Origin of the sequence: Actinomyces sp., assembly GCF_030530635.1 — a bacterium.
In the GTDB taxonomy this organism is placed as follows: Bacteria; Actinomycetota; Actinomycetes; order Actinomycetales; family Actinomycetaceae; genus Actinomyces.
The window spans coordinates 32,907-49,156 of the sequence record NZ_JAUMUL010000017.1 but is presented as its reverse complement, the minus strand read 5'-3'; the positions used below and the strand labels follow the sequence as shown (position 1 = coordinate 49,156).

Here is a 16,250-nt window from a genome sequence, read left to right as displayed (position 1 = left end):
TGTGACGGTTCGTACGTTCCGGTCAACGATTCGTACTCTGCGGTGACGATTGGCACCTAGAGGTACGAACCGTTGTGGGAAGTGCCGAAGCGTTGGTGCCAAGTGACGAACCGTCGTCGTTTATGACGAACCGCCGCGCGGGGTGCACGAGCGAACACACCTGGTCCGCGCCATCGCAGCGGCGCATGCGCGCCCGAAGCACCCGGGCCACGGCACCAGAGGCACTTGAATCACCGGAGGCACCGGCCGACACCGAAAGGGCGTGTCCAACGCCCGACCAGTGTTCATTGCTTGAAGGCGATGCACCCGTGGAAGCGGCGGCTTGCGTCGGTATGGCGAGCCGGACGCCATCAGCGTCCGACATCAGTACCTTCAGGTGTCGGAGCGGGCGCGTCGTCTCGATCGTGTATGGGGGTACCGTCCGGCCCGAGGGTGAGGATCTCGTCTTCGGTGACGATGGACATCAGGCGCGGATACTGGCGTTGCGGAAGAAGACGTATCACTACCCTCCCCCGGCGGGCGGAGTCGATCGCCTCGGCGGCGCGCTCTACCAGAATATCCTTAGTCCGTTGGGAGAGTTGATTGTTTGCTGCGGTGGCGTCACCGTGGTCATCAAGGAGCAAGATTTCGATGCCACGCGCTCTGGCGCAGCGGGCAGAGTTGGTGACCCGAGTGCCAGCGAAGAAGGGAGCACGGCGCTCGTCTCTTAGCTCGGCTTCAAGCGCCCGGGACTTGGTACGTATATCATCTGTAATTGGTTCCCCGTTCGCGAGGGTGGTGAGAATTGGCCTGAGTCGCAGGTAGACCGCGGCCATGGACCGCCGCATCATGTCTTCGTCCTCCTGGTGCGCGTGGCGTTCGGCGGCTAGAGCTGCACTGACGGCTTCGGCGGCGGCGGTGCGTGTGGCCACCTTGATTGACAGGCGCGCGGCCAGATACCAGATCAGGAGCGAGACGAGCTGTCCTGCGCTTAGGGTGAGGATAATCGTCGGGGGTCTGCCGGTGTTGAGGACCCATGCGCTGAACACGGTTAGGAATAGGGCCATACTGCCCCAAGCGTGTCCAAAGCGTTCCCGCCCGAGCAACCCACAGCACAGTATGGTGCCTGCACCTTGGCACCAACTGGCGTACCCGGGCCAGCCCGTGTTGTTGATCTGGAAGAGTACCAGTGCGTTTGCAAGACCTGTTGCCGCCGCAACCAATGTGGCTGCGTGGGACGGCAGCACTGCATGCGGCCAAGTCCTGATCAGGGTGAATGCCGCACCCCCAAGAATTACTAGGCTCGCAATCACAGGAGCGGAGTTGCGGTAGGAGCCGGCCGACACCTCAATAGCGGTGATCAGGATGTAAAGGGCGAACACGCAGCTTGAGACGATCCATGTCGACCGGGTCTCCATGCAAGACGCCAGGGAAAGCGGGGAGGTGCCGGCCGGGCGTGTCTCGGTTCCAGGTAGTGGAGTCGTATCTGCCGTAATCTGAGTCAGGGATGGCTTCGTGGAGCCTGTGGCGGGCCGGCTGATGCTCCAGGTGAGGGTCACCGTGGTGCCGTCACCGGGGACGGACTCGATCCTAGCGCTGCCCCCGACGGCTTGCATGCGGGTGATAATCGAGTCAGTGAGTCCTCGCCTACCGGGGGCAACCCTCGCGGGCTCGAAGCCGCGGCCGTCATCGGACACCGTGACTGTGATGCCTTCGGAATCACTGCGCAGAAATGCTGTGCGCTTGACGAAGGCGCCTGGATGTGGCGCGGCGTGGATGAGAGTGTTGCGTACCGCTTCTGCAGCGGCACCGTTGATCGCCTCCGCAGCCTCTGGCGGAAGTTCCAGATCGTGATCGATCCGGGTGGTTACGGTCACTCCGGATCCGGCCATTCGGTGCAGGTTCCTGCCCAGTTCGCGAAACAACGACGCGGAGCTTGTGGTTGACACTGCTCGCCTCGTAGAGACGAGACCTGCCAGTGCCTCACGTGCGCCGGATCGGAGTAGCGATGAATCGACTTGTTCGATGTGGACCGCCTTGAGAACGGAAAGAACGTGGTCGTGAATGAAGTCGTCGGCACGACGCCTTGCGCGCAAGCGTGACATCGCCGTGTGTAGTCGAAACACCTGGACGCGGTGTTGAGCCTCAGCGTCGTCTAGCGTAGCGGCCCGGTGCTCCAGCCACGTCAACATGCCCATGTTGCCCAGGGAGGGAGCCAGGAAGATCAAGACTTCCTCGATGCGTAGAAGCAAGGGATCTTCCGATGGATAACTTGCGATCAACACCGGAGCAAGCAGCACAATGTACAGGAAACGCATTTTCAGAGGCATGACTAGGGCTGCTGCGATAGTGACGCCGAGGTAGTAATTCACAAGGATGTTGGGGACGTGGATGAACGTGTCTTGTTGATCGTATGACGGAATGACCGGGAGCATCGCGGCGGCGACGACCAGAGAGGAATAGATAACCAGAGACAATGACAATGCCCGATTCCACAGCCGGTCGGGGGCCATCGCCGTCTGACTGTAGGTAAGCGAGGTGGCCTCCCCGCTCGCCTTACGGATTGCAATTGCGGCGGCTGTGCCTGCACAAACCGCAGGGAGAGACAGAAGCGGCAGCAGTATCCAGAATACAGGCTCGGCCGTTGCGCGCACCATGGCATCTATGGTGAACCCAACGTTTACGCCGACCGCTGCGAATACACCTCCCGCGACCACCGCTACAAGCCGCCGCATGTGCAGAGCAAAGGGGCCATAGGTTTGTATTGACAAGAGGCTGCGTCGCAAAAGTGCCTCATGGTCCAAGGGGCGCTCCGAGGTCGTCATTCGTAGTAGCTGATGAGTCCGATCTTTGCGGCCGCCTTGCTGAGTTCTACCCGGCCTCCGTCTTTGAGTAGACCCGCCGCGAGGAACTTGGCCTTGATCTGTGCGATGTAGCGGGTGACGGTGTTCCTGGACAGGTTGAGGCTACGGGCGACCCGGTCGGCCTGCACGCCGTTGGCATACAGGGAAATCACCTCTATCTCGCGGGGAGTGAGCTGCTTCATGAAGTCGTCCTCCATGTCTAAGGCGTTGGCCCAGTCGACACTGCCACTCGGTTCGCCGCGTAGCGCGGCCTTGATGGCGTCAATCAGTTCTTCGAAGGGCGAGGCCTTGTTGACGATCGCCATGACGCCCGCGCTGATCGCCTCCCGTATGCGCTTGGGGTCCTCTCCGGAGGTGTAGATGACGACGGGGATAGACCGGCGTTCCAGCTCTGCAATAACCTCCTCGGGCTGTGAGCCGTCGTTGAGCCGCAGATCGAGAACCGCGACAGCACGTCCTTGGGGCCAGACGACGTCACTCAGGCTTCGTGCCCATGTGACCTCCCAAGAAAGTCCGAATCGGGCGAACTCAGCCTGGCAGCCGGTGGCCACAATCTCGTGGTCATCGATGATGACTATATGACAGTCGATACTCATCATTCCCCCAAGGATTCATAGCCACCCGCCTGCCGAGGGAACAAGCGGGCGCGGGGAGGCCGTCCTCACCACACGAGACGACTGTAGACGCCTTAGCTAGTGGCCGCTCGGCGTGTCGTCAACCCACCAGTTCTTGCAGGCTAGCACTGACGCATCACATATGGAGCTGGTAGCACCTGCTCGCGTTCAGATATCGTCAATAGAGACATCGGGGAGTACCGAGAAAGAACGCCCACGACACCACATAGTCATGAACGGAGGCAAGGCAAGAGGCAAGGCAACGAGACGCAAAGAGAGACCGCATATCGACCATGTCATCCGGCCAGATCGCTGGTTAAGAACGAGGTGTTGTGGTTGGCGGTGGCTGCACACGGTCGGCAAGGAACGCGAACCACGTCATACTGCCCCGACGCGGTCGACCGACTTGCCCACGGTTGTGCTGGCGCCGTGACTGCATGTAACAACATGGGCCGGACGGTCGGGACCTCCCATATCATGCTTGGGAGCAACTCATAGTACGAGTATCTGATTGAATGGAGCATGGACATGGAACCTACCATTAGTATGCTGATTGCGTTGATCGGCACAATAGCAACAGTCTGGGGGGTGCTCAACAAAGCAAAACAACGCGAACAACATAAAGACGTTAACAAAGCGCAGACCGCAGTCACTGTGAAAGTCGGCAATGTGCCAGAGGAGTGCCCCGAGCACCCTCCTATGATAACGTTGCCGACCGTATCGCCATCCAGCATTCAACAAGGCACGGACTATGGGCGCGAACCACCATCAACAGCGGATCTCTTGGATTTTGAGCCGATTGCCAGTGCAGATCGGTACAAAGGTATCACAGACCCCGATCAGCTGGATTCTGCACTACTGGGAGACTTATACGAAGTGTCGTCAAACGGAATGCATTGGGAGGACCCGACTGACGGCGTAATCTCGGCACAAGATAAGGAGCGCAACGAATGATACCTCAGCGGTTCAGCGATAGAGTTCTTCGGCACGCAATGTCGGTCTATACGATTCCGACGTACCCCTTGATACTAGCGATCCAAGGTCCTCCCGGTGTGGGTAAGACGTATCAGACGAACAGGTGCCTTGTGGATGCGCGCTTCAAGGTCTTCCGTGCACCTGCGGCCACACTAAGTGGGCAACATGAGAGGGATAGCGTCGACAGATTCATGGAGCTATATGAAGCCGCTCGGAAGCATATTATTGAAAGAGACGCGCCATCTCCTGCGATTCTTATCGAAGACTTCGACCTAAGCGGGGCTGTGCGACTTGAGAACACCGAGTACACGGTCAATCAACAATTGCTTGTGTCCGCTCTCATGCACCTATGCGACGGAGTGGACTTGAACGGTAGGAACGCAGACCGCATCCCCATCTACTTTACTGGGAACAACTTCACCAAACTCCACCAACCACTCAAGAGGCACGGACGTCTGGATGTGTTTACTTGGCAGCCTGATACAGATGAGCGGGTTGCGATACTATCAGACATGGTGGGAGGTATGGCGGTCGATCCCGATGCCTGCGCACGAGAACTTGCGAGTGAATTGTCGGATGCTCCGATGTCCTTGCTGAGGTTCATTCTCGATGACATGCAAAGCATGTATATGTACCAGCAGATTTCCGCCTCATACGCGCTCGGCAACGTCCGGTGGAATCAAGCTAACTTCGAGACCTATAGAGATGTGCGGACGGAGCGTTTCGTCAACGATTTTCGATTTAGGTACAGGTCTCTCGAAAGTACAGTGGACTTCTTACACTCGGAGAAGGTGAAGGGTGATTCAAAAGGCTGTAAGCGCACCGGAATAGTCACAGATTTTTGCATGATGATACGCAAAAGGAGGGAATCTCGAGGTTTCTCGTTGCTCCCATGAATGACCCTCACAGAATCATATAGGGAGGCATGAACATGAAGGTTGTAGTTCCCGTAAGGCTACATGCTCTTCTCCGTAGGCAAGCGATCGCAGCAATGGCGCGCGAATTTGCGAGGTCCGTTGGTGTCGACTCGGAACACACGCTGAACACTATCAAGAGTGCGATTGTCGACGAACTGCTTCGGAGTGTCGAGATATTAATGTTCGACGCCAATGGAAGGGACCAAGGGTACGTCTTCTTTGAAATAGATTGGGCCGCACATAGAGTAGTGACAAGGTCTAATGGAAGTGAGAGTTCGTTTCATGTGGATATTACGAAGAATATCGCCGAGCAGATTGCGCCCGTGGTTGACTATGTCGCTTCGTATCTGAGGGCTAACATACAACAGCGAGATGTGGTGAGCCACACGGTTGTGTTTCGATGGGCGCCAAACGCTGATCCTTCGCGGCTTGCGGCTCTGCGATCTTCTCGCGGCCTTGTTGCTGTCGGTGCAGCGGATGATGAACTGCTTCGCTATTATCGTTCGAGGGCCAGGCGATGGAGTGACGGCGGGTTCTCGGAGATGTCAGTCGGCGGTTCCTTTCGATCGTTGTGAAACCATTTTTGTGCTGACATGTATGGCTTTCACACGTGATTTCTTCGCCGACGAGCATGCAGGCGCTCGGCAAGGTTGTTGCTGGGTTGAGGGTTGTTAGGAGTTTTCGGCGTGTTGGTGCGGGTCCGGCGCGATCTCCCGGAGACGATGGAGGCGTTCAAACATGCCGTTGCCTGGAAGGTTGCGCCGCTGTGTTGGCATCCCCATTGTCTCCTTGTCGCGTCAGCCCCCGACGAGACTCATCTCAGATGCCCGCGAAAGTGCTTCGGTGCCTCATCCGGGACTGCACGCGAAAGGCCTGGATCGTCGGGTGCATGAGAAGTGGGTTGTCAATGCGGGCCGGGTCGGAGATTATGGGGTGCGGCACCTTTGTCGGTCGGTTAGGGGGGTGTCAGGAGTTTGACGGTATTGGTGGGTCTTCCTGTCGCGGTCCGGTTGGCGCAGGCGATGGATTGTGCGGCGCCGCCTGGCGCTCTTCTTAGGCAGCGCGCATGGTCTTGCCGTCCATCGCGATCACTCCTGTGCCGCCTATCGCGCCGGTGCGGGTGAACAGCCACGTGCGCCACGACGAGTCGATCACGCGGGTCGGGAACAGTGATGAACACCCCCGCAATGGGCCGGCGCTATAGTCCGATGTACCCTGGAGTGCGACTCGTGTTCGCACCTCGATGCCGACGGTGCATCCCGATCACTCAGTGCCGCCAGGCGTCGGAGCGGGCGCGCAGGCCCGTCACCAGGGCGCGTGCACCCATGAACACCCAGGCGAAGGCCACCCACAGCCACACCAGACCGGCGGTCCCGCCTGCCGGTCGGCCCTGGGCGACGATCACGGCCAGCGGCAGATACGGCACCAGGGTCGCCATCTGCGCCCACGCCAGGTAGCGGCCGTCGCCCGCCCCCATCAGCACCCCGTCGAACAGGAACACCGCTCCCGCCAACGGCATAGCCGCGGCCGCCACCAGAAGTGCCGGGCGTGCCGCGCCGACCACCGCCTCCGCAGAGGTGAACAAGTGCGGCAGCCACGGGCTGCCGGCAGCCAGCAAGACGCCGATAACCGCCCCCGCGGCCACGCCCCAAGCCAGGCAGCGCTGCAACACCGCATCGACCGTCGGGCCGCCATGCGGCAGAGTCGGTACGGCGGATGCCTGCGGGGACACAGCGGATGTCGCCGGGTGCTCGGCCGGATCCCTACCGGCACGCAGGGAGTCCGTGTTTGTCGGCGCCGAGGCTTGATCAGCGGGCACCTGTGCCGCCCGCTCGGCGTCGGCCCGACCCAGTGCCGTACCCACCAGCGCCTGGGCGGCGATGGCGAGCGCATCCAGGGCGAAAGCGGTGAAGTTCCACAGAGCATTGACCACCTGATGCGCGGCGAGCGCCGTCGGCCCCAAGGCGGTGGCCGACCACACGGTTGCCAGAATTGCCGCTCGTAGCGACACGGTGCGAACCAACAGGGGCGCACCGGTGCCCAGTGACGCCCGCAGACCCGCCGCCCGCGGCGAGGTCGGCACGCCCGCCGCCCGTGCCGCCTTCACCACCGGACTCAGCAACGCCACCGCCATGGTGGTCTGTGCGATTGCCGTTCCCAGGCCGGAGCCGGCAATCCCCATGCCCACCCCGTACAACAGGGCCGCGTTCAGGGCCACGTTCCCGACCGCCCCGACGGCGGCAACCACAAAGGGAGTACGCGTATTCAGCAGGCCCCGCAACGTGCCCGTGGCGGCGTACACCACCAGCATGCCGGGCAGACCCGGTGCGGAGGCGCGCAGGTAGACGACGGCCGCGGCGGCTACGGCGCCGTCGGCTCCCATGAGCTTGACCACCGACGGTGCGCCGACGACGAGCAGGCCAGCCGCAGTCAGCCCCAGCAGCGCCGCCAACCAGGCGCCGTCCACCCCGGCCCGCAGCCCGCCGACCCGGTCTCCGGCGCCGAAGCGGCGGGCGGTGGTCGCCGTCGTCGCATATGCCAGGAACACGAACAGGCCCACGACCGTGGTCAGCAGACTGGAGGCCAGCGACAACCCGGCCAGGCTGGCCTCGCCCAGGTGCCCCACCATGGCGGAGTCGATGAGTACGAACAGCGGCTCGGCGACAAGCGCCCCCAGGGCCGGGACGGCCAGGGACAGGACCTGCCGATTCAGAGACGGGGCGGGCGGGCCGCCCGCGGGCACGCCGGCACCGGCCGGGGATGACCAGGCGGCCGGGGCTGAAGTCTGAGTTGAGGCGGAGGTTGAAGAGTCGGACAAAGGATACTCCCTGGGTCGGGCGGGCCAGTATTTCACGCCTGGCTCAGGCCGGGCGGGGCGTTGCGGCAAATGCGCCTGTCGGGTCGCTGAGGGATCACCGGGAGGCGGTCCCTCAGGTGGAGGTTCAGGTTCATCCACAGGAATACCCACTTATCCACAGATTCTGATTTCGGCTTTGAGCATACGGGCTGTGGCTTGCGGGCGCTGCGCCCGAAGGGCGGGATTCCGGTGGATTCTTCGGGATCTTGGCGGTGTGGTTTCGATCGGCGGGGGAGCCGGGTCCACATCCAAATCGGCGCGTCGCCCACAGGCGGAAGATGGTTATCCACACCCCAAGGGTCGTTGCCCACAGCCTGCAAGGGGTTGGCGTTTGCCACGGGTCGAACTGGCCGCTAATGTCGCCGCGCGGCCCGTCTGGGCGGGGCGTGGCAGGGAGGGACAGTGACGGACAGATGACCGACGTCGACACCATCGGAACCCGTAGCCGCGGCGAGGAACGACCGGTCGACGCCCGCTATGACGGCGCCTTCGACCGGGTACCGCCGCAGGACCTGGAGGCGGAGATGTCTACGCTCGGCGGCATGCTGCTGAGCAAGGAGGCCATCACCGATGTCATTGAGGTGCTGCGCGGACCCGAGTTCTACAAGCCCGCCCACGAGTCGATCTTCGATGCCATAGTCGAGGTCTACAACCGCTCCGAGCCGGCCGACCCACTGATCGTGGCCGATGAACTGTCCAAGCGGGGCGAACTCGAACGCATCGGTGGCGCCCCCTACCTGGCCACCCTCATAGCGACCGTGCCGACGGCCGCGAACGCCGCCTACTACGCGCGTATCGTCAAGGAGAAGTCGCTACTGCGAGGACTGGTGCAGGCGGGCACCCGCATCGCCCAGCTGGGCTACTCCACCGACGCCGGGGACATCGACGACCTGGTCACCCTGGCGGAGTCGGAGGTGTACGCCATCGCCCACAAGGAGGGTGAACGGGAGGACTATGTGCCCGTCGGGGAGCTGCTCAATGAGGCCAACCTCGAGATCGAGGCCGGTCAGGCCCGCGAGGACGGCCAAATGCGGGGTGTGCCCACGGGATTCGTCGAACTCGATGAGCTGCTGGGTGGTCTGCACGGCGGACAGATGATCATCGTGGCCGCCCGCCCGGCCATGGGCAAGTCCACGCTCGCCGTCGACTTCTGCCGCTCGGCCTCCCTCCACTCCCGTGGCGCCGACGGCAATCTCATCCCCTCCTGCTACTTCTCCCTGGAGATGGGGCGCATGGAGTTGATGATGCGCATCCTGTCCGCCGAGTCCGGAGTGGCCCTGAACAAGCTGCGCGGCGGCAGCCAGATGGATGAGCGCGACTGGCAGGAGGTCGCGTTGGCCTACAACCCCGTCTCCGAGGCGCCGCTGTTCATAGACGACTCCCCGAACCTGACCATGCCGGAGATCCGCTCCAAGGCGCTGCGCCTGAAGCAGCAGCACGGACTGGGGCTGATGGTGGTGGACTATCTGCAGCTGATGAGTTCCGGCAAGCAGGTCGAGTCCCGCCAGCAGGAGGTCTCCGAGTTCTCACGCTCGCTGAAGCTGTTGGCCAAGGAGCTGGACATCCCGGTGGTCGCCGTCGCCCAGCTGAACCGCGGCCCTGAGCAGCGCACCGGCAACAAGCCGCAGATGAGCGACCTGCGTGAGTCCGGCTCCCTCGAACAGGACGCCGATGTCATCATGCTGCTGCACCGGCCCGAGTACTACCAGGAGGAGGAGCGGCCCGGTGAGGCCGACATCATCGTCGCCAAGCACCGCAACGGCCAGACCCGCACCATCCCGGTGGCTTTCCAGGGACACCTGTCGCGCTTCGCCAACATGGCTCGCAACATCACTCCCGAGCCCGCCTACGAATGAGCGCGGGTGCGCGTGCCAGTGAGCGAACGCTGCCACCGTCTTACCCCAACGCCTGCCACCCAATCACGGCCAACATAGCCACCGTTCTTCGACGAACCATGACACCGTTTTACGAAGAAGCTTGCCACCATTTTTCGGTCTACCGTACGCTGGGGGCATGAGTGATCTGCTTACGCGGCATGCGCAGCCACGGGTAGAAGAGCTCCTGGAAGTCTTCCCCGCGGTTGAGTTGGTTGGTGCACGTCAGGTTGGGAAGTCCACGCTCGCATCCATGATCGCGGCGGCATCTGAGCGGCCGACGCGTATCGTGACTCTGGACGATGCTGAGACCCGCGCTGCGGCGACCGCGGATCCGCGCGGTTTCCTTCGTCTGGAACCTGAAGGGTTGCTGGTCATCGATGAGTTCCAGCGCGTTCCCGAACTGGCACTGGCACTCAAGGTGGAGATTGATTCCGATCGGTCCGCCGGACGCTACTTGCTCACCGGCTCAGTGACCACGAGTCCCCTCCAACCGGCGACAGACAGCCTGGCCGGTCGCGTCATCGGCACCCGCGTGTTCGGATTCAGTCAGGGTGAGATTGCCGGGCGAGAGGAAGACTTCGTAGCCGCAGTGCTCCATGGGGCGCTGGATGGCGACTACCGTTCCGCATTTGAGCGTGGCGACTACGTTGATCTGTTGGCTGCCGGCTCCATGCCCGAGGCGTATCGACTGCCTCAGCGCTTCCGTGCCGACTGGCTTGATAGCTACATCTCCCGGCTGCTCGGGCGTGATCTGCGTGAACTCTCCCGCCTGTCCGATCCGCATCGCCTGCGCTCGCTGCTGGTCGGTTTGGCGGCCACACAGGGGTCGGAGACCGTGGTCGCACGGATGGGGAGTGAGATCAACCTGAGCGCATCAACCACCGCCTCCTACCTAGAGCTTCTGCGAGCGCTCTACCTGGTTGAGCGACTGCCGCCTTGGACGCCGAATCTGCTCAAGCGTGAGGTTGGTCGATCGAAGTATCTGCTGACCGACTCTGCGCTGGCTATGTGGCTGACTCGGACTGGGCCCGACATCCTCAAGGATCTGATACGCGGAGGAGCCCTGGGAGGTCAGCTTGAGGCCTTCGTCGTTGCCGAACTAATGCGGCAACGTACATGGTCTGCGGAGCGTTTCACTCTCAGCCACTACCGTTCCCCAGAGGGACGCGAGATCGACCTGATCCTCGAGTTGGACGATGGTGGAGTCATTGCCATTGAGGTGAAGGCGGCGGCTTCGGTGGCAGTTGCGGATACCAAGCATCTGCGTTGGCTGCACGAGCGGATCGGGGATCGACTGAAGGCAGGTGTCGTGCTGACTACCGATGATCGGGCGCGCAGTCTGGGTGGTCCGCTGTGGGCGCTGCCGGTGTCTGCCCTGTGGGAGTTCCGTTGAAGGTGGGTGTCACCGTTGGCCGCCGAAGCCTGATTCGTCCCCGGAATCATGGGGACTGATGACTTCGGGCACCTGTAAAACAACCGGTTTTGGCGTCTAGGTAGAACTTGGTTGAATTCGGTGTCGGCGTTGCTGCTCACGGTGGACCGGAAGCCGGCTCGAGTGAGGGCTGGGCGGCTTTCCGGGTGTGGGACCTGCTGACGTTTTACGACCCTGGGGTACAAAACACGACCCCGGGGTGGTCGTGGAACGTACCCCGAGGTCGTGAATTGCAGGAGGTCGTGTCTCAGGTGCGTGTGCGGCGTTCCGTTCGGTCCGGCCGCGCGTCCGCTGGGCGCCGTCAGCCGCGGTAGAAGCCCTGGTAGACGTAGGTGAAGGGGATGTTGCCGTGCATGCCCGGGTTCACCGACGCGGAGACCACGTTCTTCGCGGTCACGCAGGCGTCCAGCGGGGCGGCGCCCCTGGCCAGCTCGGCGGTGACGGCCGCGGCCAGCGTGCAGCCCGCGCCGTGCATGCGCTCGGTACCGACCGCCGGCACCTCCAGTACCTCCAGGGTCTGGCCGTCGTAGAAGACGTCCAGGGCGGTGCCGGTGCCGAGCGTGGGACCGGCCTTGGCCAGGACGTTGGGCACACCCAGGTCGTAGATGCGCTTGGCGGCGTCCTTGAGCTGCTCGACGCTGGTGATCTCATCCACTCCGGCCAGGGTGGCGGCCTCGAACAGGTTCGGCGTGGTGACCTTGGCGCGGGGGAGGATCTTGGCGCGCAGGGCGTTGTCGACGTCGAGCGCGGCGCCGGGCTCCTGGCCCTTGCAGATCAGCACCGGGTCCACCACCAGATTCGGGAACCGGTACTGCTCCAGGGCGGCGTCCACCGCATCGATGGTGGCGGCGGTGCCGAGCATGCCGATCTTGACGGCGTCGATCCGGGTGTGTACCGAGGCGCAGGCCTCGATCTGGTCGGCAATCACCTGGGGGTCGACGGGCACGAACCGGTGGTCCCAGTTGTTCTTCGGGTCCATGGAGACGATGCAGGTCAGGGCCGTGCAGCCGAATACGCCCAGCTGGTGGAAGGTCTTCAGATCGGTCTGGGCGCCGGCGCCGCCGGAGGCCTCCGAGCCGGCGATGGCCAGGGCGATGGGAGGGGTAGCGGGGACGGTGCTGTTTGCCGTGGTGGTTGCCATGTGGTCAGCATGCCCCGGAGCCCGGGAGGTGTCCACACGGCGGGCCGCATGCTGGAACTCGCCTCGGTTGCCTGGCACCCACCGCACGGCTGACGACGGCGACTGTGCGGCCGCCGTCGTCGTCGGCCGGTGTGGGATCAGGCGGAGGCCACCGCGAAGCGCTCGCCCCGGTGAGCGTCGCGCTCGGCCTCGTCGACCAGTGCGAGGGCGAGGTCCGCGGGGGACAGGTCGGTGCCGACCGGGCTGTCCTTGCCTACTACGTAGGCGCCGGTGGACTGCTCCGAGGGGTAGGCCGGAGCGGGGGAAACCAGGGTCCAGGCCAGGTCGTCCCCGGCGGCGCGGAATGCCTCCAGTACCTCCGCGAAGGCCAGTGCCTCGGGCCTGGAGTCCGCGGGGAAGTCGGGGGAGTCGACCAGCCTGTTGCCGTCCTCGTCCAGCAGCGAGCCGGCGCCGCCGACGATCACCACTCGACCCGTCGGGCGGGCGGCGATCAGCGCCTTGAAGGCGTTGACGGTCGGCTGTACGGGGCCGCCGGTGCGGTCGGGGGAGACCGCGATGACCGTGGCGTCGGCGGCGTTGACCAGGTCGACCACGGCGGCGGTGTCGGCGAACTCGACTGTCACGTCGGTGGCAGCGCCCTCGGCGTGCCGACCGGAACGGGATGCGGAGGTGACGGTGTGGCCGCGGCGGGCGGCCTCGGTCACTACTGCGGCGCCGGTGCTGCCGGTTCCGCCGATGACGGTGATGTTCATGGAGCTCCTTGTGTTTGTGGTTTTGCGGTCGTGCGCCCTCGCACTCGCGGTGCGGCGGCAACGCTGCTACAGTATTAATTTGAAACCAAGTACCTCAAGGTAACTATGGAGTTGCTCGTGTCACATTCGCAGGGTTCTGCTGACCGTACGGACCCGGTTGTCACCGCAACCGCTGATCCTGGAGTCGGCCGCGGCGCCGGCGTGTTGGAAGCGGCGCCGGATCCTGTCTCGTTCCGGCCGCTGTCCGCCTACGATGTGCTGTCGCCCGACTGTCCGTCGCGGACGGTACTGCGGCACGTGGTCGACCGGTGGACGCCGCTGATCGTTGCCGTACTGGCGCGCGGACCGCATCGTTTCGGTGAGTTGCGCCAGGCGGTGGGCGGGGTGACTCCAAAGGTGTTGGCGCAGACGCTGCGTTCTATGGAGCGCGACGGTCTGGTGCTGCGTGAGCAGACGCCGGGTGTGCCGCCGCGCGTGGACTACACGCTTACGGGGCTCGGCGCCGGCCTGGCCGAACCGATCGCCGCACTGCGCGCCTGGGCGGAGGGCAACGCCGAGCAGGTGCTCGCCCACCGCGAGAGCTACGACCGCGCGCATCCCCGGTTAGAGGGGTAGACGGTCGCCGCGGCTTCGCTGTCCGAAAGTCCTCCCGCTCAGCCCTGGAATCGGGGACCATATAGGCATGACTGCTCCCACACATGCCGACCCGACTGGCGCCTACGCATCCTCCACCTGGTCCACCGTATCCGCGGCCGTGGACGTACCCCAGGAGGTACGTGATGCCGTAGACGCCGCATTGGACACCGCAGACATGACCCGCGCCGAGCGTGAGATCTTCACCACCCGCGTCGAGCGCTGGTATCCGGATGTCATTGATGGCCTGCTCACCCTGTACGGTCAGCCCGCCGCCGGGCGCACAGCCGTGCGCCTGCTCGCCGAGGCCGCTCGCAGTTACGCCGAGCGCAGCCCCGAACTGCGCCACCTCGACCTGGCCCGCACCCTCGACCCCGCCTGGGTGCAGGACCCCTCCCGTATCGGCTACTCCGGCTACACCGAGCGCTTCGCCGGCGACCTGCGCGGCGTGGAGAAGCGCATCGGCTACCTGCGGGAGCTGGGGGTCAGCTACCTCCACCTGATGCCGCTGCTCACTCCCCGTCCCGGTGACTCCGACGGCGGCTACGCCGTGGCCGACTACCGCAGCGTGCGTCCTGACCTGGGTGACATGGATGATCTCGCCCACCTGACCGGTGAGCTGCGCAAGGAGGGCATGAGCCTGGTCATCGACCTGGTGCTCAACCACGTCGCCCGGGAGCACGAGTGGGCGCGTCGCGCCCGCGCCGGCGAGCAGCGCTACCGCGACTACTTCCTCATCTACCCCGACCGTACCGAACCCGACGAGTACGAACGCACCCTGCCGGAGATCTTCCCCGACTTCGCCCCCGGCAACTTCACCTGGGACGAGGACCTCGACGGCTGGGTGTGGACCACCTTCAACTCCTTCCAGTGGGACCTGAACTGGCGCAACCCCCAGGTCATGGAGGAGTTTGTCGAGATCGTGATGGAACTGGCCAACCGCGGCGTGGAGGTGCTGCGCCTGGACGCCATCGCCTTCACCATCAAACGCAAGGGCACCGACTGCCAGGGCCAGCCCGAGGTCCACTCCATCACCGAGGTGCTGCGGGCGCTGACCCGAATCGCCTGCCCCGCCATCGCCCTGAAGGCGGAGGCGATCGTGGCCCCCACCGAGTTGCTGCAGTACCTGGGGCAGGGCCGCTACACCGGCAAGGTTTCCGACCTGGCCTACCACAACTCCCTCATGGTGCAGGTCTGGTCCATGCTGGCCAGCCGGAGCGTGAGTCTGGCGGTGCAGACGCTCTCTTCGCTGCCGATCGAGCCCTCCACCGCCACCTGGATCACCTACATCCGCTGCCATGATGATATCGGCTGGGCGATCGATGACGCCGATGCGGAGGCGGTTGGCCTGAACGGCTACCTGCACCGGGTCTTCCTGGCGGACTGGTACACCGGCCAGTACCCGATGAGCGATGCTCGCGGAATCACCTTCCAGTACAACCCCATCACCAACGACCGGCGCACGGCTGGCACCGCCGCCTCCCTGATCGGGATCGAGGCCGCCGCCGAGGCAGTGGCCGGCATTGACGCTAGTACACCGGCCTGGCGGGAGGAGGAGCTGCACGCCTGGTCGGAGCAGCGCTTCAACGCCATGCGCCTGGCCTACGCGATCATCTACGGCTGGGGCGGTATTCCGGTGCTGTGGAGCGGGGATGAATTGGCGCAGTTCAACGACCCGAACTGGGACACCGAGCCCGGCCACGAGTCCGACTCCCGTTGGGCGGGTCGCCCGCGCCTGTCCGAGGCCGCCGTCGCCGAGCGTCATGACCGCTCCACGGTGCCCGGGCGAGTGTTCACCGACCTGGCCCACATGGGCAGGGTGCGTGCCTCACTGCCGCAGCTGAGCGCGGATGTGCGCACCGTTGTCGCCCCCGTCGACGACGACGGCGTGCTGGTCACCTTCCGCGATCACCCGCGCGGCAGTTTTGTGGGTGTGTATAACGTGACCCCGGACTGGCGTTCCGTGCCTGCGGCGCGGCTGGCCGAGTACGGGGTGCTCGGGGCGGTGGACGTGCTCACCGACACGGTGCCCTCGGGCTCCACCAGCCTGGAGGGCGCCGGCGACGGCCAGGTGCCGGTGCCGCCCTACGCCGCCTGGTGGCTGGTGCGCTCCACCGACTGACGCGCGGGCCGGCGAGCGGAGCGCCGAGCGCCTGCTGCATGTTTTCGTGTCAGTGGTCCGCTGTACCGTCCGAGCATCAGGACCCTG

The 16,250-nt window shown here is 64.0% G+C and carries 11 protein-coding genes; 6 read left to right on the top strand and 5 right to left on the bottom strand.

The window, feature by feature from the left end; genetic code table 11:
- Positions 1-350 precede the first annotated feature (350 nt).
- Entirely contained in the window at positions 351-2,636 is a 2,286-nt protein-coding gene (locus tag Q4A20_RS06100; RefSeq protein WP_303121343.1) for an ATP-binding protein, read from the bottom strand.
- A gap of 164 nt (positions 2,637-2,800) precedes the next feature.
- Positions 2,801-3,439: a response regulator transcription factor gene (locus Q4A20_RS06095; RefSeq protein ID WP_303121341.1), complete on the bottom strand. Its 639-nt coding sequence runs from the start codon at positions 3,437-3,439 to the stop codon at positions 2,801-2,803.
- 546 nt (positions 3,440-3,985) lie between these two features.
- Between Q4A20_RS06095 and Q4A20_RS06090 the strand changes: the two genes are divergently transcribed.
- Both Q4A20_RS06090 and Q4A20_RS06085 read left to right on the top strand, forming a co-directional pair.
- Positions 3,986-4,411, top strand: coding sequence for a hypothetical protein (locus Q4A20_RS06090; RefSeq protein WP_303121339.1), 426 nt, complete (start codon positions 3,986-3,988; stop codon positions 4,409-4,411).
- On the top strand, positions 4,408-5,328 hold the full coding sequence (locus Q4A20_RS06085; protein ID WP_303121337.1) for an AAA family ATPase: 921 nt from the start codon (positions 4,408-4,410) through the stop codon (positions 5,326-5,328). Before Q4A20_RS06090 ends, Q4A20_RS06085 begins: the two co-directional genes overlap by 4 nt.
- Before the next feature lie 1,288 nt (positions 5,329-6,616).
- Here the strand turns inward: Q4A20_RS06085 and Q4A20_RS06080 are convergent.
- Positions 6,617-8,092 carry an MATE family efflux transporter gene (locus tag Q4A20_RS06080; protein ID WP_303121350.1) on the bottom strand — a complete coding sequence of 492 codons (1,476 nt, stop codon included), beginning with the start codon at positions 8,090-8,092 and terminating at the stop codon, positions 6,617-6,619.
- Positions 8,093-8,619: 527 nt separating this feature from the next.
- Between Q4A20_RS06080 and dnaB the strand changes: the two genes are divergently transcribed.
- Positions 8,620-10,062: a replicative DNA helicase gene (gene dnaB, locus Q4A20_RS06075; RefSeq protein ID WP_303121335.1), complete on the top strand. Its 1,443-nt coding sequence runs from the start codon at positions 8,620-8,622 to the stop codon at positions 10,060-10,062.
- Positions 10,063-10,219: 157 nt separating this feature from the next.
- Complete coding sequence (locus Q4A20_RS06070; RefSeq protein ID WP_303121333.1) at positions 10,220-11,476, top strand: ATP-binding protein; 1,257 nt, start codon at positions 10,220-10,222, stop codon at positions 11,474-11,476.
- A gap of 340 nt (positions 11,477-11,816) precedes the next feature.
- Here the strand turns inward: Q4A20_RS06070 and Q4A20_RS06065 are convergent, their stop codons facing one another.
- Entirely contained in the window at positions 11,817-12,656 is an 840-nt protein-coding gene (locus tag Q4A20_RS06065; RefSeq protein WP_303121331.1) for a hydroxymethylpyrimidine/phosphomethylpyrimidine kinase, read from the bottom strand.
- A gap of 137 nt (positions 12,657-12,793) precedes the next feature.
- A complete protein-coding gene (locus tag Q4A20_RS06060; RefSeq protein ID WP_303121329.1) occupies positions 12,794-13,408 on the bottom strand; it encodes an NAD(P)-dependent oxidoreductase in 615 nt (204 codons plus the stop codon).
- Between the two features lie 111 nt (positions 13,409-13,519).
- Here Q4A20_RS06060 and Q4A20_RS06055 point away from each other — a divergent pair, with 111 nt between their 5' ends.
- Positions 13,520-14,023: a winged helix-turn-helix transcriptional regulator gene (locus tag Q4A20_RS06055; protein ID WP_368502445.1), complete on the top strand. Its 504-nt coding sequence runs from the start codon at positions 13,520-13,522 to the stop codon at positions 14,021-14,023.
- 67 nt (positions 14,024-14,090) lie between these two features.
- On the top strand, positions 14,091-16,163 hold the full coding sequence (locus Q4A20_RS06050) for an alpha-amylase family protein (RefSeq protein WP_303121325.1): 2,073 nt from the start codon (positions 14,091-14,093) through the stop codon (positions 16,161-16,163).
- Positions 16,164-16,250: the final 87 nt, after the last annotated feature.